The organism is Bradyrhizobium diazoefficiens (assembly GCF_016616235.1).
GTDB lineage: Bacteria > Pseudomonadota > Alphaproteobacteria > Rhizobiales > Xanthobacteraceae > Bradyrhizobium > Bradyrhizobium diazoefficiens_H.
Window position 1 is genome coordinate 3,607,149 of the sequence record NZ_CP067100.1, and the last position, 25,178, is coordinate 3,632,326.

At 64.8% G+C, this 25,178-nt stretch carries 26 protein-coding genes; 17 read left to right on the forward strand and 9 right to left on the reverse strand.

The features are described 5' to 3' along the window. Positions 1 to 317: 317 nt before the first annotated feature. Complete coding sequence (locus JJB99_RS17075; protein WP_200499811.1) at positions 318 to 647, forward strand: four-helix bundle copper-binding protein; 330 nt, start codon at positions 318 to 320, stop codon at positions 645 to 647. A 146-nt stretch (positions 648 to 793) separates the two neighbouring features. Here the strand turns inward: JJB99_RS17075 and JJB99_RS17080 are convergent, their stop codons facing one another. Next, positions 794 to 1,051, reverse strand: a complete 258-nt coding sequence (locus tag JJB99_RS17080) for a hypothetical protein (protein WP_246775278.1) — start codon at positions 1,049 to 1,051, stop codon at positions 794 to 796. A 301-nt stretch (positions 1,052 to 1,352) separates the two neighbouring features. On the opposite strand from JJB99_RS17080, the gene JJB99_RS17085 reads away from it, so the two are divergent. Next, on the forward strand, positions 1,353 to 1,727 hold the full coding sequence (locus JJB99_RS17085) for a hypothetical protein (RefSeq protein ID WP_200499813.1): 375 nt from the start codon (positions 1,353 to 1,355) through the stop codon (positions 1,725 to 1,727). A 3-nt stretch (positions 1,728 to 1,730) separates the two neighbouring features. Here JJB99_RS17085 and JJB99_RS17090 read toward each other — a convergent pair whose 3' ends face one another. Together JJB99_RS17090 and JJB99_RS17095 are read right to left on the reverse strand one after the other, a co-directional pair. Next, entirely contained in the window at positions 1,731 to 2,993 is a 1,263-nt protein-coding gene (locus JJB99_RS17090; protein ID WP_200499814.1) for a polysaccharide deacetylase family protein, read from the reverse strand. 158 nt (positions 2,994 to 3,151) lie between these two features. After that, complete coding sequence (locus JJB99_RS17095; protein WP_200499815.1) at positions 3,152 to 3,958, reverse strand: polysaccharide deacetylase family protein; 807 nt, start codon at positions 3,956 to 3,958, stop codon at positions 3,152 to 3,154. Between the two features lie 83 nt (positions 3,959 to 4,041). Between JJB99_RS17095 and mgtE the strand changes: the two genes are divergently transcribed. Continuing rightward, on the forward strand, positions 4,042 to 5,463 hold the full coding sequence (gene mgtE, locus JJB99_RS17100; RefSeq protein WP_200499816.1) for a magnesium transporter: 1,422 nt from the start codon (positions 4,042 to 4,044) through the stop codon (positions 5,461 to 5,463). A 217-nt stretch (positions 5,464 to 5,680) separates the two neighbouring features. On the opposite strand, the gene JJB99_RS17105 is transcribed toward mgtE, so the two are convergent. Next, positions 5,681 to 6,631: an IS110 family transposase gene (locus tag JJB99_RS17105; RefSeq protein WP_200496759.1), complete on the reverse strand. Its 951-nt coding sequence runs from the start codon at positions 6,629 to 6,631 to the stop codon at positions 5,681 to 5,683. Between the two features lie 350 nt (positions 6,632 to 6,981). Between JJB99_RS17105 and JJB99_RS17110 the strand changes: the two genes are divergently transcribed. The 3 genes from JJB99_RS17110 to JJB99_RS17120 all read left to right on the forward strand — a co-directional run bounded on the left by JJB99_RS17110 (position 6,982) and on the right by JJB99_RS17120 (position 9,304). Beyond that, positions 6,982 to 7,284, forward strand: coding sequence for a helix-turn-helix domain-containing protein (locus JJB99_RS17110; protein WP_200499817.1), 303 nt, complete (start codon positions 6,982 to 6,984; stop codon positions 7,282 to 7,284). A gap of 165 nt (positions 7,285 to 7,449) precedes the next feature. Further along, the gene (locus tag JJB99_RS17115) at positions 7,450 to 8,268 is read left to right on the forward strand and encodes an aldo/keto reductase (RefSeq protein WP_200499818.1); all 819 of its coding nucleotides are present in this window, start codon (positions 7,450 to 7,452) and stop codon (positions 8,266 to 8,268) included. A 49-nt stretch (positions 8,269 to 8,317) separates the two neighbouring features. Continuing rightward, complete coding sequence (locus JJB99_RS17120; RefSeq protein WP_200499819.1) at positions 8,318 to 9,304, forward strand: hypothetical protein; 987 nt, start codon at positions 8,318 to 8,320, stop codon at positions 9,302 to 9,304. A 797-nt stretch (positions 9,305 to 10,101) separates the two neighbouring features. Here the strand turns inward: JJB99_RS17120 and JJB99_RS17125 are convergent. Further along, positions 10,102 to 10,818: a DUF599 domain-containing protein gene (locus tag JJB99_RS17125; RefSeq protein WP_200499820.1), complete on the reverse strand. Its 717-nt coding sequence runs from the start codon at positions 10,816 to 10,818 to the stop codon at positions 10,102 to 10,104. A gap of 122 nt (positions 10,819 to 10,940) precedes the next feature. On the opposite strand from JJB99_RS17125, the gene JJB99_RS17130 reads away from it, so the two are divergent. The 5 genes from JJB99_RS17130 to JJB99_RS17150 all read left to right on the forward strand — a co-directional run bounded on the left by JJB99_RS17130 (position 10,941) and on the right by JJB99_RS17150 (position 14,082). After that, positions 10,941 to 11,603 carry a glutathione S-transferase family protein gene (locus JJB99_RS17130; protein WP_200499821.1) on the forward strand — a complete coding sequence of 221 codons (663 nt, stop codon included), beginning with the start codon at positions 10,941 to 10,943 and terminating at the stop codon, positions 11,601 to 11,603. Positions 11,604 to 11,687: 84 nt separating this feature from the next. Beyond that, positions 11,688 to 12,056 (forward strand): YidB family protein, encoded by a 369-nt coding sequence (locus JJB99_RS17135; RefSeq protein ID WP_200499822.1) that lies wholly within the window; start codon positions 11,688 to 11,690, stop codon positions 12,054 to 12,056. Positions 12,057 to 12,260: 204 nt separating this feature from the next. Then, complete coding sequence (locus JJB99_RS17140) at positions 12,261 to 12,452, forward strand: hypothetical protein (RefSeq protein WP_200499823.1); 192 nt, start codon at positions 12,261 to 12,263, stop codon at positions 12,450 to 12,452. 157 nt (positions 12,453 to 12,609) lie between these two features. After that, on the forward strand, positions 12,610 to 13,599 hold the full coding sequence (locus tag JJB99_RS17145; RefSeq protein WP_200499824.1) for a hypothetical protein: 990 nt from the start codon (positions 12,610 to 12,612) through the stop codon (positions 13,597 to 13,599). 42 nt (positions 13,600 to 13,641) lie between these two features. Beyond that, on the forward strand, positions 13,642 to 14,082 hold the full coding sequence (locus JJB99_RS17150) for a DUF1489 family protein (protein ID WP_200499825.1): 441 nt from the start codon (positions 13,642 to 13,644) through the stop codon (positions 14,080 to 14,082). Here the strand turns inward: JJB99_RS17150 and JJB99_RS17155 are convergent. Beyond that, complete coding sequence (locus JJB99_RS17155; RefSeq protein ID WP_200499826.1) at positions 14,079 to 14,828, reverse strand: hypothetical protein; 750 nt, start codon at positions 14,826 to 14,828, stop codon at positions 14,079 to 14,081. The two genes, JJB99_RS17150 and JJB99_RS17155, sit on opposite strands and share 4 nt — an antisense overlap. 76 nt (positions 14,829 to 14,904) lie before the next feature. Then, positions 14,905 to 15,756 (reverse strand): pantoate--beta-alanine ligase, encoded by an 852-nt coding sequence (gene panC, locus JJB99_RS17160; RefSeq protein WP_200499827.1) that lies wholly within the window; start codon positions 15,754 to 15,756, stop codon positions 14,905 to 14,907. A gap of 277 nt (positions 15,757 to 16,033) precedes the next feature. Between panC and JJB99_RS17165 the strand changes: the two genes are divergently transcribed. From JJB99_RS17165 to JJB99_RS17180, 4 genes are all read left to right on the forward strand, one after another. Next, a complete protein-coding gene (locus JJB99_RS17165; protein ID WP_200499828.1) occupies positions 16,034 to 16,957 on the forward strand; it encodes a division plane positioning ATPase MipZ in 924 nt (307 codons plus the stop codon). Positions 16,958 to 17,300: 343 nt separating this feature from the next. Then, positions 17,301 to 18,161: an alpha/beta fold hydrolase gene (locus JJB99_RS17170; protein WP_200499829.1), complete on the forward strand. Its 861-nt coding sequence runs from the start codon at positions 17,301 to 17,303 to the stop codon at positions 18,159 to 18,161. A gap of 120 nt (positions 18,162 to 18,281) precedes the next feature. Continuing rightward, positions 18,282 to 19,031 carry a VWA domain-containing protein gene (locus JJB99_RS17175; RefSeq protein WP_200499830.1) on the forward strand — a complete coding sequence of 250 codons (750 nt, stop codon included), beginning with the start codon at positions 18,282 to 18,284 and terminating at the stop codon, positions 19,029 to 19,031. 99 nt (positions 19,032 to 19,130) lie between these two features. Continuing rightward, entirely contained in the window at positions 19,131 to 19,847 is a 717-nt protein-coding gene (locus JJB99_RS17180; protein WP_200499831.1) for a DnaJ domain-containing protein, read from the forward strand. A 214-nt stretch (positions 19,848 to 20,061) separates the two neighbouring features. Here JJB99_RS17180 and JJB99_RS17185 read toward each other — a convergent pair whose 3' ends face one another. After that, entirely contained in the window at positions 20,062 to 21,897 is a 1,836-nt protein-coding gene (locus JJB99_RS17185; RefSeq protein WP_200499832.1) for a D-alanyl-D-alanine carboxypeptidase, read from the reverse strand. A 400-nt stretch (positions 21,898 to 22,297) separates the two neighbouring features. Here JJB99_RS17185 and JJB99_RS17190 point away from each other — a divergent pair, with 400 nt between their 5' ends. After that, entirely contained in the window at positions 22,298 to 22,636 is a 339-nt protein-coding gene (locus tag JJB99_RS17190; RefSeq protein ID WP_200499833.1) for a phasin family protein, read from the forward strand. Between the two features lie 74 nt (positions 22,637 to 22,710). Here the strand turns inward: JJB99_RS17190 and JJB99_RS17195 are convergent, their stop codons facing one another. Further along, the gene (locus JJB99_RS17195) at positions 22,711 to 24,261 is read right to left on the reverse strand and encodes a TadE/TadG family type IV pilus assembly protein (RefSeq protein WP_246775279.1); all 1,551 of its coding nucleotides are present in this window, start codon (positions 24,259 to 24,261) and stop codon (positions 22,711 to 22,713) included. A gap of 315 nt (positions 24,262 to 24,576) precedes the next feature. Here JJB99_RS17195 and clpS point away from each other — a divergent pair, with 315 nt between their 5' ends. Further along, positions 24,577 to 24,909 carry an ATP-dependent Clp protease adapter ClpS gene (gene clpS, locus JJB99_RS17200; protein WP_015685564.1) on the forward strand — a complete coding sequence of 111 codons (333 nt, stop codon included), beginning with the start codon at positions 24,577 to 24,579 and terminating at the stop codon, positions 24,907 to 24,909. Positions 24,910 to 25,178 lie beyond the last annotated feature (269 nt).

Here is a 25,178-nt window from a genome sequence, read left to right on the forward strand (position 1 = left end):
CCCCACACCCCACCGGATTCCGGGTGGAAGGCTGGCAGAGACAGTTCGCGATCCCGCTAAGCGGTTGCTTCAAATTGAATGGATCTCCGTCAAAGCGTCTCTCGCCGCGGGCCATGGTGTGATTTCGGTTAAGCTTCAGCGGTGATCGCTCCGCAGCGGCTCCCAGATCTCGACATCGCGGTCACGCAGCTGGACCAGTGCATTGCGCAATTCGATCTGCCCCTGGAGGTGGTTCGCCAGTAACCGGCGGAACCGGGCGCGGCGCGCGGGGTTGGTCGTCGAGCGGAGGGGCATCTACGCGGAACTGGAGAGAACGGATGGCTCAATCCGAAGACATGACCCGCTGCATCGCGCTCTGCATGAGCTGCTACCAGACCTGCCTCGGCACGGCGATGAACCACTGCCTCGAGACCGGCGGCAAGCACGTCGAGCCCAAGCATTTCCGCCTGATGATGGCCTGCGCCGAGATGTGCCGGACGGCCGCGCATTTCATGCTGATCAACACGCCGCACCACCGGCATACATGCGGCGAATGCGCGGAGATCTGCGGCGAATGCGCCGACGATTGCGAGCGGATCGGCGGCATGGACGAGTGCGTCGCGATGTGCCGCTCCTGCGCCCAGTCCTGCCGCGCGATGGCGACCTGAAGGACAAGCGCCAAAGAAGATCGTCAACGGCAAGATCAATCTTGCCGCGCTCGTCACGTGACCGCGGGGTCGGCTGCGGGCGGGCCTGCTAGATCGTCAACCGCTTGAAATCGCAGCCAAGCGACCGCACACCGCGCGCGTTCCCTTCAGCCATATTCCTCGCCGATGCCGTATTCCCGGTAGATCTGCAGCGGATCGAGATCTGGAAACAGCCGGCACTTGGCCTGGGCGAGGTGCAGGCGCACCGCCGCCGGCTCCTTGCCGTTGGCGAGCATCTTGCGGATGTCGTCCATATGCGCGTTCGGCCGGTGCTTGGGTTCGAGCTGCTCCAGCGCGACCAGCGCGGTCGCAAGCGCTTCGGTCAGAACCCAGTCGTCGTGGCCCGTGATTCCCTTTTTCGGCATCGGCAGACCCCACATGCGGGTGACTGTGCCAGTCTACCTTACCTGACGCCGAATCTCCATCGGGCCGCGGCCACCTCCCTGCGTGGAACACGCCGGCAGCTGCACTCGCACTTGCCACGGCACTCCAGCTTGCAATATGACCGCGCGTGGCTAGAAGGCGGGCGGGCGAATCGTTTCTTTCTTGAAATAAGTTGGCGTAGACGAGCCTCGCGCACCCTCAGGCCGGCTGTTCCGGCCTGTAACCTTATCTCCGTGAATTCGACAAAGCCGGACGGTCATACCGCTCAAGGCTGGAGCCAGCATGGTCTTTCTCAGCTTCGTCTACCGCTTCACGACCAACTTCGCGTTCATGGCGCTGGTCTATTTCAGCCTGAATTTCATGGAGAAATACCAGGACCGGGCCATCATCGCGATCCTGGTGCTGGTCTATACCGGCATGCGCGCGGCCTCGACGCTGCGCGCGTTCTACTTCTTCCAGAAGATCGAGAAGCTGGAGGCCGAGACGCGCCGCCTTCAGGCCCCGATCAACGACGGCTCGGGTGGAACCACGGCGCGCAAGCAGGTGGTCGCCGACGTTGCGCGGTTGCGGCGCGACGGCGAGCTCAAGTCCTATATGGACCTGTTCTTCCTGGCGCTGATCGTGCTGCTCTGCGTCGCCGCCATCATGCGGCAATAAGATTCAAGCGCGCTTCTTCACGCTGGCCGCGACGCGGGCCGCGCGGGGCGTGGTGGTCTTGGGCTGCGCGGCGTGCTTCGGTGCAGCGTGTGCCGCATGCGCGCTCGTGCGTCCCGGCAGCTGTGCGGCCTTGCCCCTGGCCGGATGAGGCGCCTCGGCGGCCATGGCCACCCGCATGGCGGCGCGCCGCGACAAGGCCGTGGACAGCAGCACCTCGACCGAGCCCTCCGGGATCGCGAACAGGTCGCGGCCGGGCGCGGCCAGGGTGGACGCGACATCCATCTGCGCCTTGGTCGGGCGCGGCAGCAGAGGCTGACGCCCGGTCTGCGCATTGAGATCCGCGAGCGAGGGCGCCGGCAGCACCCTGGTCTGCGTGAACACGAAATTCGGAACGGCCGGCCAGCGCGCGATCGGCGTCGTCTCGGTCGGCGGATGCAGCAGCCATTCCACCGGTGTGGTCGGCGTCGCCGGCAGGTCCGCGGTCGCCGGCACCACATGCACGATACGATAGCCGCGTGCCTTGAGGTCGCGGATGATCTTCGGCAGCGCCGCCACCGTGCGCGCCTGGATGTCGTGCAGCAGCAAAATGCCCTTGCCCTTGGCCTCCAGCCGCTGCATCGCGAGCTGGTAGACGCGCTCGGGGGACACATGCCGCCAGTCGTCGGCCGGGAAGTCGGCGCTCCAGACCTGGATGCCGCGCGATATCAGATAGTTCTCGACGGCCTCGGCGCGCATCAGGCCGGGAATGCGGAAGAACGGCGCGAGCTGTCTGGATGGATCGGTCATCGCGGCCGAGGTCCATTCGATGCCGCCGTTGATCTCCGGCTCGAATTTTTCGATCGGCATCCGGTCGAAGGTCAGCGGATGGCTCATGCTGTGCGTGCCCACGGTGTGGCCCGCGGCCACCAGCTTGCGCACGCCTTCGGGATTCGCCTTGGCCTGCTGGCCGATGATGAAGAAGGTCGCCTTGATGCACTCGTCGGCGAGGATCTGGAGCACCTGGTTGGAATATTTCGGCAATGGGCCGTCATCGAAGGTCAGCACCACCTCGTGGTCCTTCAGGGGCAGCGTCTCGCGATACTGCATGGTGCCGATGCGCGGATGCTCGCGCGGATCGACGACGAGAGTGCGGGAGGTGCCGAGCGCGCCCGGACGCCCGGGGCATTCGGCCGCCAGCGCCGCCGGCGAGGAGGCGGTCAGCAATCCCACCAACGCGCCAAGCACGGTCCAGGATCGCGTCCGGAAAACAACGCTACGTCCGATCATGAACCCGTCTGTCCTCATACGCGATTGCCGCCCTAGTAGGTCGGTGGCGCCCCAAAACGGTTCAGGCGCAATACCCTTCATGTTTGCACGGCGTAGCATGAACGGAGTGTTAATAGGGCTCAAATCACCCCATTTTGCGCCGGCGTGACATTCCGGCATCAATGCGCGTCGGCGTTCTTCTGTGATGTGTCGGCCGGAACCACGTGGACCACGCGAAAACCGTTTTCCCGCAGATAGCGCAGGAAGGCCGGCATGATCGCGGCCGTGCGCGCCTTGGGATCGTGGAAGAGGATGATGCCTTTGCCGGCCGCGGCGAGGCGCTCGGTGACCAGCTTCAGTTCCTGCTCCGGCGTCATCTCGTTCCAGTCGCTGGCCCACAGGTCGGCGCCGAACACGACGATGCCGCGCGACAGGAGCAAATCGAGCTGTGCTTGCGTTGCCTCGAAATAGGGGAAGCGGAAGAACGGCGTCGACGGCGTTGTGGTCGAGACCCCGTGCAGCGCCATCTCGTCGGCCGCGATGCCGCGGTCGATCTCGCTCCTCGCTTTCTCGAACGGGATCCGCGCCATGAACGGATGCGAGAAGGTGTGATGGCCGATGGTGTGGCCTTCGCGTGCGATGCGCTTGACCATGTCGGGATGCTCAGAGGCGTGCAGGCCGATCAGGAAGAAGGTCGCGCGCACGCATTCCTGCGCCAGTGCCGCCAGCACCTTTGACGTCGTCGGCGGATGCGGGCCGTCGTCGAAGGTCAGCACGACTTCGTGGTCGGCCAGCGCCAGCGTCTGCGGAAAGCTCTTCAGCCCAACGCGCGGCGTGGTCTTGGCATCGACGCTAAGGATGCGCGAGGTGCCGAGCCCATCCTTGCGCGGACAGTCTGCGGCCCCCGCCGAGGCGGTGCCGGCGAGAGCCGCGAGGACGGCGCCCAGTGCCGTCGAGGTCCACCTCGCTCGGAACATCTTTGTCATTGCGCTCGGAGTTGCGTTGTGGGTATTGCCTGAACCATCAGCTCAGACCGCTCGTTCCAACCTGTCAAACGGCGAGGCGCACCATGGATGAACATATGGACGGTGCCTCATCCGCCGAGGCCTCGGTACTCGACCACGTGCCGATGCGCAATGAAGACGGCGATATCCGGCACGAATTCGTCGAGGAGATTGCCCATGCGATCGAGGCTGGCGACAGCGCCGCTTTGCGCGCCTGCGTCGCCGAGCTGCACGAGGCCGATCTCGGCGATCTGATCGGCGCGCTCGAGCCTGACGACCGCGTCCGCCTCGTCGAGCTCACGGGCCGCGATTTCGACTTCTCCGCGCTGAACGAGGTCGACGAGAGCGTGCGCGAGGAGATCCTCGAGGAACTGCCGCCGGAGACGGTCGCCGAAGGCGTGCGCGAGCTCGAATCCGACGACGCGGTCGAACTGCTGGAAACCCTCGACCAGGCCGATCAGGAAGAAATCCTGGAGAAGCTGCCCTTGCCGGAGCGCGTCGCGCTCGAGCGCAGCCTGCTGTATCCGGAAAACTCCGCCGGCCGCCGGATGCAGACCGAGTTCATCGCGGTGCCGCAGGAGTTCACCGTCGGCCAGGCGATCGACTACATGCGCGAGACGCCGGATCTGCCCGACCGCTTCTACGAGATCTACGTCGTCGACAAGGACCAGCACTGGCAGGGCGCGGTGCCGCTCGACGTGCTGCTGCGCGCGCGCCGCCCGGTGCCGCTCACCGAGCTCACCGACGAGGACCGCCGCCGCGTCTCCGTCCTGGAGGACCAGGAGGAGGTGGCGCGCATGTTCGGCAAGTACAATCTCGTCGCCGCGCCCGTGCTCGACACCCACGACCGCCTCGTCGGCGTCATCACCGTCGACGACGTCGTCGACGTCATCGAGGAGGAGGCGGACGAGGACCTCAAGGCGCTCGGCGGCGTCACCAGCGACGAAGAGCTGTCGGACACGTTCCTGACCATCGCGCGTGGCCGCTTCAACTGGCTGCTGGTCAACCTCGCCACCGCCTTCCTGGCCTCCTCCGTGCTCGGCCTGTTCGAGGGCCAGCTCGAGAAGATGGTGGCGCTCGCCGTGCTGGCGCCGATCGTGGCCAGCCAGGGCGGCAATGCCGCGACCCAGACCATGACGGTGGCGGTGCGGGCGCTGGCGACCCGCGAGCTCGGCTCCTCCAACGCCTGGCGCGTCGTGCTGCGCGAGACGCTGGTCGGCCTCGTCAATGGCCTCGCCTTCGCCGTGATCACGGGCATTGCCGCAGTGGCCTGGTTCAAGATCCCCGGCCTCGGCATCGTCATCGGGCTCGCCATCATCTGCAACCTCGTCGCCGGCGCGCTCGGCGGCATCCTGATTCCGATGGCGCTCGAACGTGTCAGGGCGGATCCGGCGGTGGCGTCAGGCACGTTCGTCACCACGGTGACCGACGTCGTCGGCTTCTTCTCCTTCCTCGGCATCGCGACGCTTTGGTTCGGGTTGAGGTAGCGACGCCGACGCCCTCGCTCTCATGTCCCGGGCGCGCTGCGGCGCGTAGCGCTGCTGCGCAGATCTACCGTCTTGGCTGTCAAGGTGGTCGATCGGCCGTTAGTGTGCGGCATCGTGCTCGGCCGTCAAGGCGGCTTCGCCCCGCCTTGCGGCGGTGGCCTGCGGCCAGCCTTGACGGCCTGTGCGCGCTGCCGCAAGGGCTGCCGTGATCGACGCCTCAATGCACCGCGGCTGCGGTTGAAGCCCGGGCCATTGCGTCCCGCATTTGAGCATTTAGCCGTACCAGCATTTTGCGCATCACGGCGACCATGATCACCTTGCCGGGCTTGCCTCGTGCCCGTAGCCGACCACAGAACTCCTTAATCTGTGGGTCGAACCGCATGGCCGTACGCGCCGGATTGAACAGGATCACCTTGATGGACGTACGCCCGGGCGCCAGTCCCCGGCGCTTGCGAAGGCTTCCGCTCTCATGAACGCGCGGGGCCAGTCCGCCAAGCGCAGTAATCGCCTTGCTGCCGAGCCTGCCGAGTTCGGGCAACTCCGCCAAGAGCCCGCGCGCGGTCTGTTCGGCAACACCAATCTGGCCACATAGAACCTCCTCTCTGAAGGCCAAGTCCACATGCTCAGTCTCGTGTCGGACGAGCTCGGTCGCTATCGCTGCGAGCGCCATGTCAAGATCGGCAATCATACGCTCGATCGAACTGCGGACCGCTTCCAGTGCCGCAGTGGCCAGGCGGCAACTCTCCGCGTGCCGCATGGCCTTGAGCTGCCGCTGCCGCGCCATCAGACAAGCCAGCGTCACGTCTTCCCTGTGCCCAGGCCGCAACTTGCCGGCCTCGAGCCGGTCGCGGCCATAGTCACGCAGCAGCCGCGCGTCGATCCGATCGGTTTTTGCCTTGATCCCTTGTGCCTGGCGGAAGGCTTTCACGCCTTGCGAGTGAACGACGGCCCACGTGATGGCCCTGTCCGCCAGTGCTGCTTCCAGGTTTCGCTCCCAGCCGCCAGTGCGCTCGAACACCACGATATCCCGGGCCGGGTCAAAATGCTCGATCAGCGCGGCAACGCCGGCCGCGTCGTTGTCGTACCGCTGCACACGGTGACGGCCTTCGATCGCTGCATCGAGATACGATTTGCCGATGTCGACACCAATAACCTGCTTGCCGTTCATACCGACCTCCATCATCCTTGAGGGGTCCGGAACGAGCACTGGATTGCAAACGGGCGAATAGCCCTCTCTACCGTTCGTGCCCGGACCCAGAAGCGTCGGCGGGCCTCAAGATCTGCACGATCGTTACGATCTTCCGGGACCGCGAGGTCCCGCCGGCGGCTGACCTTCCAACAGGAAGGCGCCAACAACATGCAACCGGGACCCAGAACGGGGCCCGGCACGCTGCAACGGCATGGGCCCCGGCTCAGCAGCGCACCGCTGAAGAAGCGCTGCGCTGCGTCCGGGGCACGAGACCATCATCTTTAATCCGAACTTAAGCGACCTGCCGCATCATCGCTCCGCTTGGGGGAATGGATATGCGGTTGCGGCTGAAGGCGGACGGGCGGATCGTCGAGTTGCGGGATGGGCAGGAATTTCCGGTCCAGCCGGCGGCCAATGCTGTGCCGGCCGACACCAACTCGCTCGCCGTGCGCGATTTGCGTCGCCGCGCTTGTCTGACCCAGATGGAGTTTGCTGCAAAACTCGGCGTTCCCGTCGAGACCATCCGCAACTGGGAGCAGGGCAAGCGCGCCCCGCGGGGGCCGGCCCGGGCGCTGCTCGCGGTGATCGCGCACGCGCCCGACACGGTGTTCCAGGCGCTCGCCAAGGCTTGAGGGCACGGCAAGGCTTGAGGTTGAGGTCTGACGTCAGGACCGCGCACGAACCTCCCGTTAGCGCTGCGCTGAATATCCGCCCTACGGCCGGCGGCTTCCGTTGGCACCACGACGGGCGAGGTCCATAATGGCTGCTGGGGACGACTGCGACAGAGAGGATTCCTCATGCTGTTCGTCGAGGCCAATGGCGCAAGGATCCCGGCGATCGGGCTCGGGACCTGGGAATTGGACGGGCGCACTTGCGCGCGCGTGGTCGAGCAGGCGCTGCGGCTCGGCTATCGTCACATCGACACTGCGCAGGTCTACGACAATGAGCGCGAGGTCGGCGACGGCATGCGGGCTTCGGGCGTGCGCCGCGACGACATCTTCCTCACCACAAAAGTCTGGACCAATCATTTCGCGCCCCACGATCTCGAGCGCTCGGTCAAGGAGAGCCTGGCGCGGCTGCGGCTTCCTTCCGTCGATCTGTTGCTGCTGCACTGGCCCAATCCGCACGTGCCGCTGGAAGAGACGCTGGGCGCGCTGTCGCATGCCAAGCGCATGGGCCTGACCCGGTACATCGGTGTCTCCAATTTCACAGTGGCGCTGATGGAGCAGGCGCTCGCGCTGTCGCCCGAGCCGCTCGTCTGCAACCAGGTCGAATATCACCCTTATCTCGACCAGGCGAAGGTGAGGGCGGCCTGCGACCGGCACGGCCTTGCGCTCGTGGCCTACAGCCCGATCGCCAAGGGCCGCGTCAAGTCCGATCAGGCCCTCGCCGAGATCGGCCGCACCCATCGCAAGACGCCGGCGCAAATCTGCCTGCGCTGGCTGGTGCAACAGAATGTCGCTGCGATTCCGCGCACATCCCGCGTCGAGCGCCTGTCGGAAAACATCGAGATCTTCGATTTCGAGCTCTCCGACGACGAGATGGCGGAGATCGCCGCGCTGGCGAGCCCGAAGGGCCGCCTAACGGATTTCGGCTTCGCGCCGAAATGGGATTGAGGGGCCGTTCCGGTATGATAGGAGCAGGGCGGCAATCCAAGATCGGGCGATGGAACTGCGGACAATCATACGGACGGACATTGCGGCGTCGGCGATTGCGCATCTGACGCTGGTGACGCTGATCATTCTGATCAGCGAGGTCCATCCGTTCCACGCCGCGCCGCCCGAAACGGTTTCGATCGACATCGTCACGCCCGAGCAGGTGAAGCAGGAGGAGGCCAAAGCCGAGGAAAAGGCGAAGGAAGAGGTCAAGGAAAAACCGCCGGAGCCGCTGCCTGACCTGAAGCTGCCGAAGCTGGATTTCAGCGACAAGGACAAGGCGGAGGCCGCGCCGAAGCCCTCCGCCAAGCAGCAAGCCGCCGCGCCATCGCCGAAGCAACAGGCATCGCCCGAGCAGAAGCAGCCGCAGCCGCAACCCTCACAGACCCAACAGCAGCGCGAGGCCAACGTGCAGCCGCAGCTTCAACAACCGCAACCTTCGCAACCACAGCCGCAGCTGTCGCAGTTGCCGCCGCCGCAGCCGATGCCGCAATTGCAATCTCCGCCGGCACCGCCCCCGCAAGCCATGACGCAGCCCCAGGCCGCGCCGCCGCCGGCCTATCAGGCGCTGGAGCCCGATGTCACCGTCAAATACGGCGTCTTGCTGGGCCTGCCTCCGGAATTGCCGCCGGATTTGCCGAAAGACCTGCCCAAGGACGACGGCGGCGATGCCAAGGATTCAATCGCAGCCAAGCTGCCGCCCGAAGTCATCGCCGAACTGCGTCGCCATCTGCGAAGCTGCGCAAAACTGCCCGCCGGGCTCACGCCGGGCGATAATGTCCACATCAAGTTGCGCACAGTGTTCGCGACCGATGGAACGCTCGCGCGCGAGCCGATCCTGATCGAAGCCCCGCCGTCGGCGAAGGGCGTGGCGCTGGTGAAATCCGCGATGAGCGCACTGCAGGCCTGCCAGCCTTACAAGATGCTGCCGACGGCCTTGTATGGGGAATGGAAGGTGATGGACCTGCCGTTCTCGCCGCAGGATTTTGGATCTTAGCTCACTGGGCTATGCGACCCGCCTGTGTCGCTCTCGCGTCAATCCCCTCGCGCAAAAATATTCCACTTTACCGAAATTCGGATTTGTCGTATGTATCGGGTCATCCCGGCTCATCCTTGAGGGGCGATCGTGTGGTCGTCATGTTCGCGAGCCGGGCTTGCGGTGGACGCGGCAGCGTCGGGCGCGATAGGTCTGGGGCAGGGCGGATTGCTCTCCGTGAGCCCGTAAGGCTTCGCGCAGACGGACGGCGCTGTCAGGTTCGTCGCGCCACATGTCGATGGCAATGTGCACAACGCCGTCGGCCGCTGTGGCGCCAACGAGCCGCGCGTACGGCAAAACCGTGTGGTCCTGGCCGTCGTTGCTACGGCCAAGCCCTGGCGGATGCGGCAGTCGCGCCAACCGGCGCGATGGCCGGTGACTTCTGCGAGGGTGAGGGAGGCCAGCAAGAACTCGGCTCCCGGGAGAGCATGGCATAAGCCGTCCGACCATCGCGCAGGGAAGGCCGTGTGTTGGGCTTCACCTGTATGCTGCTGTGCGGTTCTTCCTGCGTGTGCTTTTCGCGCAGCGGACCGCGGGTGCCAGCCGGCACCCGGCCTTCCCTGCGCCCTCTTGGCTTAGAGAGGGTGGAATGACCAGGCAAAGCTCGGGCGAAGCAAGCCGCGAGGATGCGAAGGCGTGCGTCGTAGGATGGGTAGAGCACTTGCGAAACCCACCATCCCTCCGCGTGGACAAAGCGTGATGGGTTTCGCTTCGCTCTACCCATCCTACGAGTGCACCTCACGTGGAGAGAGCCGGCCTTAATGACCGCGCTTCCGCCCCTCATCACCGTCCGCCACCTCCGGCGCCATCGCCGTCCAGGCACTGGACGCGAACTGCCGCCGCCAAGTCACGATCACCACCGCCGCGGTGCTCACGAACAGCACCCACGGGCTGACGAACCAACCGAGATAGCCGAGCGCGAAGAAGAACGCGCGCTGGCCGCGGTTGAAATGGCGGCCGGCGGATTCGAACAAGCGCGTGGTGCGGATGACATGGGCTTCGGCTTCAGGTGTGCCGGCCTGCGAGGCCGGCGGCATGCCGCCGAACAGGATCGCGACATAGTTGAAGAGGCGATAGGCCCAGGCAAATTTGAAGAAGGCGTAGACGCAGATCAGCACGAGGCCGACACATTTCAGCTCCCACATTGCGGGCGAAGTGCTGAGATCGATCGGCAGCTTGCTCAGGATCGTGATGGCGTCGTTGGTGGCATGCAGCAGAGCCAGCGCGCCGCCGAGCGCGAACAGACTGGTGGAGGCGAAGAAGGCAGTGCCGTTCTGGAGCGAGGCCATGATCTGCATGTCGACCATGCGCGTGTCGCGGTCGAGCAGCCGGCGCACCCAGACCTCGCGGTAGCGGTTCATGCGTGCCGACAGGCTGTCGCGGCCGTAAGCCGAATGCTCCAGCGTCAGCGCATAGGCCAGCCATTCGATGATGAAGAAGCCGACGGCGGTGATGTCGACCCAGTGCCTGCTCATGTCTCTCTCCTCGCGGGCCGCAACGATTGCCACGCGCGGCTTGGCACAGCAACGATTGATTGGCGGCAGGCAATGGCGCTAAAAGCAGCTTGCTTCAGGACGTCTCGGGAAGGACCAGTGACATGGCAGCGCTGAAACTCGCGATCGGCAACAAGAACTACTCGTCATGGTCGATGCGGCCCTGGCTCGCGCTCCGCGCCAACGACATCCCGTTCGTGGAGACCGTGATCCCGCTCTACACCGACAATCCCGCGGACAAGGAGCAGATCCTGTCCTTCAGCCGCGCCGGCAAGGTGCCGGTGCTGGTCGACGGCGACATCACGGTGTGGGACTCGCTCAGCATCATCGAATACATCGCCGAGCGCTACCCGGAGAAGAAGCTGTGGCCCGACGACGTCGCGGCCCGCGCCCATGCCCGTTCGGTGTGCGCCGAGATGCATTCCGGCTTCATGGCCCTGCGCACCGAATGCGGCATGAACCTGCACCGGCCCGTGCGGCCTGTGACGCTGTCGGCGGACGCCAAGGCCAATGTGGCGCGCGTGCAGGATATCTGGCGCGAGTGCCGGGCGCGCTATGGCGCCGGCGGACCGTACCTGTTCGGCCGCTTCGGTGCGGCGGATGCGATGTATGCCCCGGTCGTGCATCGTTTCCGCACCTACGCCATCGAGGTCACGCCGGAGACCAGGGCCTACATGGACACGATGATCGCACTGCCGGCGTTCCAGGAATGGACGCGCGATGGCATCGCCGAAACGCTCGTCATCGAAAAGTTCGAGACTGTGTAACTCACGATCGTGATCGGGCGCCGCTTGACGACGAGCGGACGGGCGGCGCTCAATCCCGGCGAAACGCAAGGAGAGGGCACGGCAATGGGAATTCTGGATTCGCTGGAGAACAACCCGGCATTGCGCAGCGCACTCGGCCAGCTCGGCGCCGCCGTCCTGCCGGCCGTGCTGAGCGAGGTGCTCGGCAGCAACAATCAGGGCGGCCTCAGCGCAATCGTTGCAAAGCTCCAGCAGGCCGGCTTTGGCGAGCAGGTCAAATCCTGGCTCGGCAACGGCCAGAACCTGCCGATCTCGGCCGACCAGCTCCGGGCCGTGCTTGGCAACGAGACTGTCCGCCAGCTGGCCGCGCGCTACAACATTCCCGTCGACCAGCTGGGCCAGATCCTGGCTCAGGAACTGCCCAAGGCGGTGGATCACGCCAGTCCCGACGGCCATTTGCCGCACACTGCCTGAGGCGGCGGTTCCAGCGGGATCATCCGCTGCCGGTTCCCCGGCCATCATCCTGAAAACGCAGCAGGATCGGCACGTTTGCCATGCCGGTATACTGCTGGCCAAATCGGCCGTCCGCATGCTATAGAGCAGCTCGGGTTTTCAGCCGGTCCGTCGCAGTGGGGACCCTGGGCACGGCCGGCGCTGTTTGAGTCATGGAGATGGGTGTTGAAGCATAAATTCCCCGTGGGAACGCGCGTACTGTTCACGGCCAGCAACGTCGCGCGCCCCGCTGCGAGCGGCTCGTACGAGATCATCCGCCTGCTGCCGACGGACGGCGACGACTGCCAGTACCGCATCAAGAGCTCGACCGAAGCGTTCGAGCGCGTCGCCAAGGAAAGCCAGCTCGCGCTGTCCTGAAGGCCGACCGCGCCGCGCCGTGGCCCCTCCTCGGAATTTGTGTCCTGCCGCCGTCAAAAGGCCAGCTTCACCTTCACAAGGTGGGCTGGGGGCAGTTGCCGACTCGCGGTGCTCGCTTTGACCATTCGCTCGCTGCTCGCGTGAGGGGACGTCGCGCATGAACTGGGCATGGGCCACTTCGCTCGACCAAATCTGGCGCTCGCCGGCCTTCCCGATGTGGATGACGCTGGCTGCTGCCGGCTTCTTCGGATTGATCCTGCTGATCACGCTGCTGCGTGCCGAGAAATCGGTCGCCAACGGCGCGCTGATCGTCATCGCGCTGCTATCCATCGCGATCGCCGGGGCCACCACCGTGCGCGTCTACGGGCCGCTCGAGCAGGAAACCCCGGCCACTGAGGCCCGCACGCAAGCAGCTGCAGTGACCGCTAGCTTGCCGGCGCTGTCCTGCCTCGATGATCTCGCCGGCGATGTCGTGGCCGCAGGCTGCGAGAAGGCGCTGTTCGGCGCGCCTGATACGGCGGCCGCCGCCATCGCCTACACGGCAAGCCGGATCGACCGGCTGACCGCGCTCGGCGATGCCGCCACCGCCGAGAAGAGCCTGACCCTCGACATGAAGGTGCTGCGCAAGGCGCTGGAGCACGATCGCTACGGCCTCGTCGCGCAGGTGCTGGTCGCGCGCGACGGCTGCACGCAGTTCGATTGCCCCGCGTTCCGCTCGCTGACCGATCAGCAGCAGGTCGCCGCCAACATGGATTCCCATCACTACGATCAGCTGGTCGCGCGCTATGCGCCGACCTGGAATGCGCCCGCAACGGCGCCGGCGGCACTGCCGGCAAATGCTGCGCTCGCCGGACTGCCGCCGTCGATGCCGACAGGCAAGCCGACCAATGCGGAGTTCCCGAGCGCCTCGTCGACGCCGCCGGTCAGCATCATGACTCCCGAGCCGCCGACGGCGGCGACGCGTCAGGCCGCCCCTGCCGCAAATGGAACGCCGCGCGCACCGGCCGCGACGTCGGCACAGGCCGCAGCTCCCGCAGCGCCGGCCGCAAAGAAGCAGCCGGCCGCGAAGCGTGCGCCCGCCGCCGCGCCGGTTCCGCTTACACCGCCGGCCCCCACACCGGCTCCCGCGGCTGCGGATAACGAGTAGATCGGCATTCCAAATGCGTGGCTGCCCGGCTAATGCTGGGGCATGCCACTTCATCTGATCAAGCTCGCCGTCGGCTGCGACTCCGTCAAGGAATTGAAGGAGTGGATCGCCGAACGGATGCAGACCGCCAAGAAGAAGGGTCTGCCCCAACACCACATCCACATCACGCGGATGGTCCCCAAGCGCGACGCCGAGATCCTGGCTGGCGGATCGCTCTACTGGGTGATCAAGGGCGAGATCGCCGCGCGCGAAAAGATCATCGGCATCGAGCCGTTCCGCGACAAGGACGGCATCGGCCGCTGCCGGATCGTGATGCAGCCGAGGGTGATCTCGGTGTCGCCGCGGCCGATGCGCCCGTTCCAGGGCTGGCGCTATCTCGCCGACGATTCCGTGCCGGCCGATCTCGGCAAGTCCGCCGCCGGCTCGATCGCGGCCATGCCGGAGCCGATGCGGCGCGAACTCCGCGACCTCGGGCTGCTCTAAGGCGGCGTGACGATATGCAGCCGCGCCCAATCGGTGGGCGGTATGATGACGGGGCGGCTGCCTTCGCCGATGCCGTCGACGATGTCGACGAGATCCGGCGCAAGACCCATCTCCTGCAGATATTTCCGGTGTTGCTCGCCAAAATACTCCGTCAGGCTCTCACGCTGCTCGGCCGAGACGTTGGGCGCGAGCCGGTTACGGATGGAGCGGCCGGCCAGCACCACCTTGGTGCCTTGCGGTAGGCTGCGATGCTCGCCGCCCGCCAAAATGAGCACGCAGGCGAAATCGCAAATCTGATTCGAAACCAGCAACCTTGCATCAAGCGGCCCACCCGGGCGCTTGAGCGCAAAGCATTCGGCGTCCGATTTCCCGGCACAGGCGATGGCCTCGGTGGTCCCGACGGCGGCATCGAGCTTGTGGTCGCGCAGGATGCGGCCGAGACTGCTCGCGACCTTGAGATTGGACGTGCCCGAAGTATGGATGACGACCGGGAGCTTGTGTCCCGCCTGGCGATCGAGGATCGCGATCAGCCGCTTGTAAGTGTCCCATTGCACCGCGCCTTCGGCGGCAATCCAGTCCGAACAGCCCGGTCCGCAAGCACCCTCCGGGCCGTGGGCCACATAGAAGATCATCGCGTCCGGCGCCGAGCCGAATGGGCCGATCGGCGGCCGCTGCTGCGCCGGTACCGCGGTGGCGCCAATGATTGCCAGCAGGCCGCTCACAATGATGGTGCGGATCGATGACATGGACCTGTCGCCCGGCTCGTTCCCTCACCACAATCATCCATACGGTTGATGTCAGGTTCAAGATCAACCGCGGCTGTCACACCGCGATATTGTCGATCAGCCGGGTGGTGCCGAGCTTGGCCGCGACCAGGATCCGCAACGGCCCGTCCTTGCGCGAGGTGACCGGGGCCAGCGTCTCGGCGTGGCGGGCCTCGAAATAGTCGAGCGCGAATCCGGCCGCCTTGATCGTCTCGGCGCCGCGCGCGGTCGCGCTCGCGATGGCCTCGCCGGCGCGGATGCGCCCGGCGCTGTCCTTCATGGCGCGGTAGAGCGTGGTCGCGGTCTGCCGCTCCTCGGGCGAGAGGTAGACGTTCCGCGAGGACATCGCGAGCCCGTCGCGCTCGCGCACGGTGCGGGAGCCGATCACCTTGACGCCGAGGTCGAGGTCCCGCGCCATCTGCATCACCACCCGCAACTGCTGAAAGTCTTTCTCGCCGAAGATCGCAACATCCGGCCGGCACTGTGTGAACAGCTTGCCGACCACGGTGGCGACACCGCCGAAAAAGTGCGGCCGGAAGCGGTCCTCGAGGCCTGCCAGCGCCGGTCCCTCCGGCACGATGCGGGTGGCAAAGCCGTCCGGATACATGGCCTCGACGCCGGGATGCCAGACGATGTCGACGTCTTCGGCCGCGAGCTTGGCGATGTCGGACTTCCAGGTGCGCGGATAGGCGCCAAAGTCCTCGGTCGGGGCGAACTGGGTCGGGTTGACGAAGATCGATACCACGACGCGGCTGGCACGCCGCTTGGCGAGGCGCACCAGCGACACATGCCCGTCATGGAGTGCCCCCATGGTCGGAACCAGCGCGATCGTGGCCTTTCGTTTGCGAAGGTGGTCAACGGCGCGTCGCAGGGTGGGGACCGTGCGGGCGATCAAGGGGCTTCGTGACATCACGACTCGACTGGGTTGAGAATCAACGCGCGCGCGGCTGGGCGCGGGCTAACCTTAACAAGCGGCGATCGTGGATGCCATGCATCCAGATGTGACACAGCAGTCCGCGTCGAGCCGCGTGATCTCGCGAGTATGTGGGCTGGCTCACAGACGCGCAGCGACACTGCTATTCATGATGAAGAACGGCGCACTGCTATTTGCATTACCTGTCACGCATTTCACTTGACCGCAGAGGCGGCCAACTCGAAGATATTCGTCAGGGGTGTTGAGGATCGCTATGCTTGTGCAAGCCAGCCAAGGCCAATCCGGCTCGGCGCATGTGGTCGTGCTCGGCAATGAAAAGGGCGGCTCCGGCAAGTCGACCACCGCCTTGCACATCGCCGTTGCGCTGCTGAAGGCCGGCCAGCGCGTTGCCACCATCGACCTCGACTGCCGTCAGCAAAGCTTTACCCGCTACATCGGCAACCGCTCCGCCTGGGCGCGCCGCACCAAGCTCGACCTGGAGCTTCCGGTGCATCGCTGCATCAAGCTCGGCGAGACCATGCAGATCGCCGAGAACGAGAATTCCGAGTTCCAGCAGTTCATGGAGGCGGTCTCGGCGGTCGAGAGTAGCTTCGACTTCATCGTTATCGATACGCCCGGCACCGACAGCTACCTGATGCGCCTCGCACACTCGATGGCGGACACGCTGGTGACGCCGATCAACGACAGCTTTCTCGACTTCGACGTGCTCGGCACCGTCGATCCCACCAATTACGCGGTGACGGGCGAGAGCCATTACGCCGAGATGGTGCGCGACGTCAGGCGCAAACGCCGCCAGCTCGACGGCGCGACCACCGACTGGATCGTCGTGCGCAACCGCCTGTCGATGCTCGGCTCCCGCAACAAGCAGCTCGTCGCCGACGGCTTGAAGGATCTGTCGCTGCGACTCGGCTTCCGCTACGTCGACGGCTTCGCCGAACGCGTCGTGTATCGCGAATTCTTCCCGCGCGGCCTGACCGCTCTCGACGAGATCGACGAGGCCACGCTCGGCATGCGGCCCAATCTCGGCCATCTCACCGCGCGGGAGGAGGTGACGAGCCTGCTCCGCCAGCTCAAACTGCCCCTCGACGAGCGCGGCCGCCGTCGTGCGGCAAATCGCGCCGAGTGGTTCAATCAGGTCGACAAGCCGCTCGAGGTCCACGACATCCTCGGCGCCTGAAACGGGGCGGTATATCGCTACTCCCGGTTGTGCGTGCTTCGGTTCCTATGGAACCGAAGCCCGCGCTCTGCCGTTTCACCTCAAATTCACTGCGAAATTGAACCACATCCAGTCCGGTTGCGTCCGACAGTGACCTGCACGCTGACATCGCCGTGTGAGTACGAGTTGCCCAAGAATCGTGTGCGGCGCACAATGAAAGGGCTGCCGGTTCACAATTTTTGCGCTTCCTGTCACGTGGCTGTGACATATATTAGGGAATAGGCGACAAGGGGCCCGAGAGCCCCGGAAGAACACGATTTTCAACAGGGATTCAGGCCGCAAGAGCCTGAGGCTGAGGACGAAAATGAAGCGTGGAATTGCCGTTCTGGTTGCGGTCAGTGCCCTCTGCGGCATCGCCTATTTCACGGCGAGCAAGTGGGCGATCAAGCACGAGACCATCACCTTCTACGACGCTTCGCGCGACAACCGTCCGGTGCCCGTCGATATCGCGATCCGTCGCGACAAGGAAATGCAGGCCAATGCCGGCATGATCACGCTGCCGGTCGCCGTGATCAATCACGGCAACACCGTCAAGAACACCGAGTATGGCTTCCTCGCCAACATCTTCGCGGCGCGCGGCTATCTCGTCGTCAGCCCGCAGCATGACCTGCCGACCGACCCTCCGATGGTGACCAAGCCCGGTGAGCTCTATGTCGGCCGGCTGCCGCAGATCCTGCGCGGCGTCGCCAACATCCATCTGGCGATGCAGGAGATGAAGAAGGTTCAGCCCAACGCCGACTACGAAAAGGTGACGATGGTCGGCCACTCCATGGGCGGCGACATCACGATGTACTTCGCCAAGCAGTATCCGGATCAGGTCAAGAAGGTCGTCACGCTCGACAATCTCCGCGTGCCCTTCGTCACCGCCGGCAAATTCAAGATCCTGTCGTTCCGTTCCAAGGATCCGCAATTCAAGACCGATCCAGGCGTGATCCCCACCGAGGAGGAGTGCGAGAAGGCCGGCATCCAGGTCGTGAAGACCGAATTCCAGCATAACGATATGCGCGACACCGGTCCGGACGACGCCAAGAACTCGATTCAGAGCATGCTCGACAAGTTCCTGAGCTCGACTGACAGCGAGGTGGCGCCGGTCGACACGCAATCGTCCCCGCCCAAGATTCTCGAGCCCGGTCCGGTCGCTCTGATGGCGCCTGCCAAGAGCTGACGTTCCTTTCTCAGCGCTCGCGATTGCAAAGCCCCCGCAAGCTCCGCCCGCGGGGGCTTTGCACATTGACCAGGCCGCCGTCGCTGACCACATTACCTGTTCACGCAAGGCGAAGCAGCGATGTCGGGCGAACCGATGAAACCGCGTGGTGGTGATGCCGTCTCGGGGCAGGCGGACGGTGCGCTGCCGCAGGCCACGACGTCGACTTCGGAGGACATCGCCGCCTTCGTCGCCAAGGCGCGCATGTTGTCGCCGCATGCGCCGGGCGCGAAGGGGCGGCTGATCTTCGCTTTGGATGCGACGATGAGCCGGCAGCCGACCTGGGACATGGCGTGCGCGCTCCAGGCCGACATGTTCCGCGAGGCGGCGGCGCTCGGCAGCCTCGACATCCGGCTCGTCTATTATCGTGGCCTCAACGAATGCCGCGCCACGGGATGGATCTCCGACAGCGGCAAGCTCGCGACGCTGATGAGCAAGATCGATTGCCGCGGCGGCGACACCCAGATCAGCAAGGTGCTGAGCGAGGCCCGCCGCGAGGCGGTTGCCTCCGGCGTGCGGGCCGTCGTCTTCGTCGGCGACGCCATGGAGGAGCGCATCGACGAGCTCTGTGCCAAGGCCGGCGAACTCGGCATGCTCAAGGTGCCGGTGTTCCTGTTTCAGGAAGGCGATGACGCCGTGGCCGAGCGGGCGTTTCGCGAGATCGCTCGCCTGACCGGCGGCGCCTGGTGCCGGTTCGATCCCGGCGCGGCGGCGCAGCTGCGCGAGCTGCTGCGCGCAGCCGCGGCCTACGCGGTCGGCGGCCGCGAGGCGCTGTTGAAATTGGCAGAGGGCACGAGCGGCGCGGCCAGGCTGATCGGCCAGATGAAGTAGCGCACCGGGCTGACGCGACTTGCGATGGAAGCGGCGATCGATCGCGCACGCGCGCAAGGACGCCATGCTTTTTGACAACAGGACGACTATATTCCGGCCATGACCCTGATCGCCGGCGCCGTCGCCATTATCACGCTCTATCTGCTGCTCCAGATGTTCCGCTCCGCCAATCCGGCGGTGCTGGCGCGTACCATCAAATTTGGCGGCGGCGTCTTCGCGCTGGCGGTCGCGGCCTTCACGGGCCTGCGGGGCGAACTAGCGGTGGCGATCCCGCTCGGAATCATGGGGGCCGGGCTGCTGGGCTGGACGCCGCTGGCGAATGCCGGCTTCGGCAGTGGGCTGTTTGGCGTCGGCGCGCGCCCGACCGGTCAGGCCTCGCGCGTGCGCTCGCAATTCCTGGACATGCGGCTCGACCACGATTCCGGCCAGCTCGCGGGTCAGATCGTCGCCGGGCCTCATGCCGGGCGCAATCTCGACGAGTTCGATCTCGCCGGCCTTTTGGCGATGGCTCCGGCGTTCGACGCCGAGAGCGTGGCGTTACTTGAAAGCTATCTGGACCGCCGGTTTCCCGCTTGGCGTCAGAACGCGCAGGGCGATACGGCAGGGCGGCAGCGCCGCACGGCGGCGGGCGGCAAAATGACGGCGGAGGAAGCCTATCAGATCCTTGGCTTGCAGCCGGGGGCGGGGCGCGAGGACATCAGCAGGGCTCACAAGTCCCTGATGAAGAAACTCCATCCCGACCAGGGGGGCTCGACGTATCTCGCTGCCCGTGTAAACGAGGCCAAGGATACTCTGCTTCGCACGCATAACGGCTAACTCCGGCACCACGCTACAAACGCCCGTACCGCGTGAGCTCCGCTTGCTCTGTCTGTCGTCGCCCCGATGCCCGCCTTGTCGGCGTGGTTACGTAAAGTCTTAACCGTAAAGTCTTGACGAGAGGTTGTCGTGGAACGGCCTTGGCGTCACCGCATCCCAAAAGAAAAATGCCCGCGCAACGCGCGCGGGCATGCCTTACAGAACGGTGAGGAGATCAGTTGCGGATGGTGATGCAGGAGATCTCGGCGCGCTTCAGGGCGCGGCAGACGGCTTCGGCCTGGTCGCGCTCGAGCCCGGCGAAGCGGGCGCGGTAGAGCTTGCGATTGTCCTTGGCGACGACAGGCTCGGTAAACGGATCGGCCTTGCTGAGCAGGCCGCGGGCTGAACTACGTGCGGCGTCGATGCGCTGCTGGGCTTCGTTCTCGCTCTCGAGCGCGCCGACCTGGACGATCCAGCCGCTGTGGGTGACGACCGGCTTGGTGGCGCTCATGTGGATCGGCTGCGGCGCCGGATCGGCGGACGCGAGCTTCGGGGCAGCGGGGGCGGCGGCGGTTGCGGCCGGCAGCACCCCGAGGATGCCGTTGCCGGTGCCGAAACCGGCCGGCTGGCGGGGCATCTCGGCGCGGGCCATCTCTGCCTTCGGCGCCTCGGGCTGGCTCGCGATTTCGGGCTTGTTGATGAGATCGGCGCGGGCGACGACGGCGCCGGAGGTTTCCGCGACGTCGGAGCGGGACGCAATCGCGCTCGTGACCTGCGGTGCGACCGGAGCCGGGGCGGCGGAGGCGACCTTGATGGCGCCGGCCTTGACCTGAACGGTCTTGACCCGGACAGGCTTCATCGGCTCGGACGAGCCGGGAATGATCGAGAGCGGCTGGCTCGAGATCACGCCATTGGTGAGGGGGGCCGGCTCGATCTTGGATTCGGTCGGCCGGACTTCGGGCTTGCTCGCTTCAGGCCTAGGGGCTGGCGGGACCGCGGCAGTTGCCGCGGCAAGCGTCGACAAACGTGCAGCCAGGCGAAACGGGGCGCTTTCAGGAGCGGCCGCGGCCTGCGCCTGCGGAGCGGACCGGGCCGGCGGCGTGTCCGACGCGTCGGCGACATCGGCGGTGGCGTCAGCGCCGTTGCGCTCGGTGACAGCGGCGACTGTGTGAGTGGTCGCGCCCTTCTCGAGATTCTCCGCGAGCAAATTGCGCATGATGGCGTCGCGCGAGCCGCCACTGCGGCCGCCGAGCACGACGCCGATCAGGTGGCGGTTGCCGCGGCGCATCGAGGTCACGAGGTTGAAGCCGGAGGCGCGGGTATAGCCGGTCTTGATGCCGTCCACGCCCTCGACGCTGCCGAGCAGGTGATTGTGGTTGCGGATCGACTGTCCGCGCCAATTGAACGTCGTGGTCGCGAAATAGCGATAGTAGCGCGGGAAGCGCTCCTGGATGGCGCGACCGAGCGTGGCCTGGTCGCGCGCGGTCGTGACCTGCTCGTCGTTGGGAAGGCCGTTGGCGTTGCGATAGACCGTCCTGGACATGCCGAGCGAGCGCGCCTTGCGCGTCATCATCTGGGCGAAGTCGTCCTCGTCGCCGGCGATGGCTTCGGCGATGACCACGGCGGCGTCGTTGGCGGAGCGGGTGACGAGACCCTTGATTGCGTCCTCGACGCGAATGGTCTGGCCGGCGCGCAGGTTCAGCTTGGTTGGATCCTGATCGGCGGCGTGCTGCGACACCGGCATCTCGGTGTCGAGCTTCATCTTGCCGGACTCCAGACGCTCGAACAGCAGATAGAGCGTCATGATCTTGGTGAGCGAGGCCGGATGGCGGAGGCCGTCGGGGCTGGTGGCCTGGAGCACGGCGCCGGAATTGCCGTCGACGATAATCGACGCGAATTTCGAGCTGGAGCTCTCGGACACGTCGCGCTGCACCCGGTGGCTCGCGTAGTGGCGGCGGTGGCGCCGCGCCTCGGCTGCGTCGGTGGTGAAGATGATTGCGGTGGTGACTGTAAGAAGCCCGAAAACGCCGACCCGCGCCAAGCGCGAGGAAGACAAGCTTTTACGAAGCATGGAACCCCGTCCCCGTTTCTGACTTGATCACCGGCTCGTGAGGCGAAATTGTGCCCACTGGACCCGGGATCATTACCTGCTCAGGCTGTCCCTCCGCTGGTGTTCGCCACGGGAGACGTTGGGCCTGAGCCGCTGTTCTGGCTAAGGTGATGTTCTCAAACGGCTTTTGACCGCCTGTGGAAGCTGAACACGTCCAGGGAATCAGGGTAGGGGGCTGCGGTTTCCAAAGGCTTAAGAAATCATTGCGGGAAAGCCCGGGAATTTCCGCGAGTTGCATCCATTCTTGCATTCACTTTTGTGCGCCGCACAATATTCTTGACATTTTTGTGCATTGCACTAATTGTGGGCAGAGTCAGGGAGCCGGGGCTTCCCGACGAGAGCCAGGGAAAAGGATTCCGAAATGTTCAAGGTTGAAGACTTTCAGAACTACGGGAAAGAGCAGTTCGAGCAGTGCGTTGCCTCCGCGACCTCGGTGCAGCACGGCCTCCAGGCGATTGCCAGCGCCTATGGCGACTACACCAAGAAGTCGTTCGAAGACACCAAGTCCTTCGTCGAGAAGCTTTCCGGCGTGAAGTCGCTGGACAAGGCCATGGAAGCCCAGACTGATTTCGCCCGTTCCGCCTACGAGACCTTCGTCGCGGAATCGCAGAAGATCGCCGGCCTCTATAACGACCTCGCCAAGCAGGCGTTCAAGCCGGTCGAGACCATGGTCTCGAAGTTCACCCCGGCCGCCAACTAAGCCTTTCCGGACATCCCGGAATCAAGAAGCCCGGCTGATCCAGCCGGGCTTTTTCGTGCCGGCTTCGCCGCGCGTCAGCGTGAGACGTGGAGCTTTGAGATCGATGTGCCGATCTGATTGAAGGCCGATGCGATCTGGCTCGAACTCGTCAGCATGAAGAACTTGCTCGAGTCGCTCGCGCAGCCTGGCAGGACCGCCGACTGGCCCGCACCGTCCGTGTCGATCTGAACCGCGTAGATGACGACACCCGAGTTCTTGATGTTGGTGCACAGGGTGCTCATGCGAGAATCAACCTGGGTGCTCGTGCTCGAGAAGTCGCCATACCAGCGGTCGCCGGTGTTCAAGCCGTCGGTGAACAGCACGATGATGTGTTGATAGGTGTTGCCGGTGGCTGGTTCGGCCGGCGCGTTCAACGGCGCCTGCTGGAGCAGCGAGAGCCAGCCCCACTGCAACCCGATGGTCTGGTTAGTCGCGCCCTGCGCGGTCATGGCATTGATAGTGTTATTGACCGCGGTCCAATTGTAGGTCAGCGGGAGGATTGGTGCCGTCGGGCACGATTGATCCTGATCGGCGTAGAAATAGGTGGCGGTTGAGCTGGGAACTGTCGACGAGACGTCGTAGTTCTGGTCGCGGTCGGTGACGCAGCCGTTCCACAGCGAGGTGTTGATCGTCGGCGTGTGATTCCAATTGTACCCGTGGCCCTTGCACTGCGCCATGGTCATCCAGTAACCGCCGCTGCAATACGTCTGCCAAGGGTAGGACGAGTTGGGATAGTTCTTCGGATCCCATTGATCCCAGCGCAGCCAGCTCGCGCTGACATTCGACGTGCCAACATTGACGTCGATCTCGAAGGGAACGACGGAAATGTAGACGTCACCAGTATTGACGGCGAGGTTGGACAGCTGGGTTACCAGGCTCTTGGCCGCGCTCTGCATCGACGTGAGCTTGTTGTAGTTGGCCATCGATCCAGTGTTGTCGAGCACCAGCGCAACGCGCAGCAGGCTAGCTCCCCAGGTGCTGGTTGAGTTCGCGTTGAAACCGAGATTCGGAAATCCGACGATATTCATGAAATCGGTCGGGATCGAGCCGGATCCCGTGACCTGGACCGTCGCATTGCTGGTATTGCTTGCCGCGGTATAGCTCGCGGAGACGGACAGCGATTGAGTGCTCTTATTGGTGTACAGGCCGCTGAAATAGCTTTGTGCCTTGGAGTTGATCTGCGACGTCGTGATCACGCCTGAGGACAGATCCTTGGAGAGCATCAGGGCGGTGGAATCCAGTGCCGCCTGCATCTGGGTGCGGGCCTGGACCGCGCGGCTGTAATCTATCGCGGCGCCCACGAAGCCGAGAACTGGGATTAGAGAAATGGCGAAGATCATGGCAATATTGCCTTGCTCCGCGCCCGCGAAGCGGGCGAGCTGTCGTCCAAGGCGGCTGACAACGGGCAGGCGAAACATGACGATTCCCGGAATCTGTGATCTTGCCCGATTTCGCGCCATGGCCTTGAACGGCAGGTAAATGGGACCGTGGAAAACCGGAGATAACCTGCGCGAAAGGGTCGCCGCTGCGCCAAAGCCGGGTTCCTGGTTAATACTCTCCAGCTGGCGAGCGGAAATTTTTGTCAAATCGGTCCGGATTGATTAACCTTGGCCAGGATCGCCCCGACCGGGACTCCAGAACCGTCGCGGCCGCATCGGCCAGACCTTTGCACGCTTGCGGCGAGCCGGGGGCAGGCCCATATTGCTAGCGAACGATCCGGCTTGGACCGGATCCGTCGGGAGCGGCGATCTAACAAGGCGGCGTGCCTGCGCAAGGCTCCGAAGGGCGGGGTCGCGCGGCAACCGTCATTCGCTTCCGTGGGGAATTTGAACGCCTGAGCCATGCCGCAATTGACTTCCAGACTCGACCCGTTCGCGCCAGCTGCCGCCCACGCTCCCAGCATGAGCAATGACGAGAACCGTTCGGGCGGGCCGACGGGTCCGAATACCTCGGTCATCACCAAGGTCAAACCGAAGACCAAGCGGCCGAACCTGTACCGCGTGCTGATCCTCAACGACGACTACACGCCGATGGAGTTCGTCGTTCACGTGCTGGAGAAGTTCTTCCAGAAGGACGTCGAGGCCGCGACCAAGATCATGCTGCACGTCCATCATCACGGCATCGGCGAGTGCGGCGTGTTCACCTATGAAATCGCCGAGACCAAGGTGACGCAGGTGATGGATTTCGCCCGCAAGCACCAGCATCCGCTGCAATGCGTGATGGAAAAGAAGTAACCACGCGTTCGAATCCAGGGCAGAGTCCCTTGGATTGGTTCTGTTCGTGCGGTGTGTGATGCCTGCGCATGCCGCGGCGTGATCCGGCAGATATCAGCGTCGGCGCCAATCCTGCCCAAATGGGTAGTTCTGCCCAAATCGGAACGGGTTTTGCATCGAATATGCCGTGCGCGTAATGCCCGTCGAGTCGCGGAACCGGTCTTTCGCCGCGGTCTTGTATAACTATATGTGACAAAGGTTGTTGTTGCCTGACCGGGCGATGGCGATCA

Bases quoted from the DNA above. Each gene is read 5' to 3' on its own strand.
- JJB99_RS17075 (WP_200499811.1), top strand. From the start codon at position 318: ATGGCTCAATCCGAAGACATGACCCGCTGCATCGCGCTCTGCATGAGC.
- JJB99_RS17080 (WP_246775278.1), bottom strand. From the start codon at position 1,051: ATGCCGAAAAAGGGAATCACGGGCCACGACGACTGGGTTCTGACCGAA.
- JJB99_RS17085 (WP_200499813.1), top strand. From the start codon at position 1,353: ATGGTCTTTCTCAGCTTCGTCTACCGCTTCACGACCAACTTCGCGTTC.
- JJB99_RS17090 (WP_200499814.1), bottom strand. From the start codon at position 2,993: ATGATCGGACGTAGCGTTGTTTTCCGGACGCGATCCTGGACCGTGCTT.
- JJB99_RS17095 (WP_200499815.1), bottom strand. From the start codon at position 3,958: ATGACAAAGATGTTCCGAGCGAGGTGGACCTCGACGGCACTGGGCGCC.
- mgtE (WP_200499816.1), top strand. From the start codon at position 4,042: ATGGATGAACATATGGACGGTGCCTCATCCGCCGAGGCCTCGGTACTC.
- JJB99_RS17105 (WP_200496759.1), bottom strand. From the start codon at position 6,631: ATGAACGGCAAGCAGGTTATTGGTGTCGACATCGGCAAATCGTATCTC.
- JJB99_RS17110 (WP_200499817.1), top strand. From the start codon at position 6,982: ATGGATATGCGGTTGCGGCTGAAGGCGGACGGGCGGATCGTCGAGTTG.
- JJB99_RS17115 (WP_200499818.1), top strand. From the start codon at position 7,450: ATGCTGTTCGTCGAGGCCAATGGCGCAAGGATCCCGGCGATCGGGCTC.
- JJB99_RS17120 (WP_200499819.1), top strand. From the start codon at position 8,318: ATGGAACTGCGGACAATCATACGGACGGACATTGCGGCGTCGGCGATT.
- JJB99_RS17125 (WP_200499820.1), bottom strand. From the start codon at position 10,818: ATGAGCAGGCACTGGGTCGACATCACCGCCGTCGGCTTCTTCATCATC.
- JJB99_RS17130 (WP_200499821.1), top strand. From the start codon at position 10,941: ATGGCAGCGCTGAAACTCGCGATCGGCAACAAGAACTACTCGTCATGG.
- JJB99_RS17135 (WP_200499822.1), top strand. From the start codon at position 11,688: ATGGGAATTCTGGATTCGCTGGAGAACAACCCGGCATTGCGCAGCGCA.
- JJB99_RS17145 (WP_200499824.1), top strand. From the start codon at position 12,610: ATGAACTGGGCATGGGCCACTTCGCTCGACCAAATCTGGCGCTCGCCG.
- JJB99_RS17150 (WP_200499825.1), top strand. From the start codon at position 13,642: ATGCCACTTCATCTGATCAAGCTCGCCGTCGGCTGCGACTCCGTCAAG.
- JJB99_RS17155 (WP_200499826.1), bottom strand. From the start codon at position 14,828: ATGTCATCGATCCGCACCATCATTGTGAGCGGCCTGCTGGCAATCATT.
- panC (WP_200499827.1), bottom strand. From the start codon at position 15,756: ATGTCACGAAGCCCCTTGATCGCCCGCACGGTCCCCACCCTGCGACGC.
- JJB99_RS17165 (WP_200499828.1), top strand. From the start codon at position 16,034: ATGCTTGTGCAAGCCAGCCAAGGCCAATCCGGCTCGGCGCATGTGGTC.
- JJB99_RS17170 (WP_200499829.1), top strand. From the start codon at position 17,301: ATGAAGCGTGGAATTGCCGTTCTGGTTGCGGTCAGTGCCCTCTGCGGC.
- JJB99_RS17175 (WP_200499830.1), top strand. From the start codon at position 18,282: ATGTCGGGCGAACCGATGAAACCGCGTGGTGGTGATGCCGTCTCGGGG.
- JJB99_RS17180 (WP_200499831.1), top strand. From the start codon at position 19,131: ATGACCCTGATCGCCGGCGCCGTCGCCATTATCACGCTCTATCTGCTG.
- JJB99_RS17185 (WP_200499832.1), bottom strand. From the start codon at position 21,897: ATGCTTCGTAAAAGCTTGTCTTCCTCGCGCTTGGCGCGGGTCGGCGTT.
- JJB99_RS17190 (WP_200499833.1), top strand. From the start codon at position 22,298: ATGTTCAAGGTTGAAGACTTTCAGAACTACGGGAAAGAGCAGTTCGAG.
- clpS (WP_015685564.1), top strand. From the start codon at position 24,577: ATGAGCAATGACGAGAACCGTTCGGGCGGGCCGACGGGTCCGAATACC.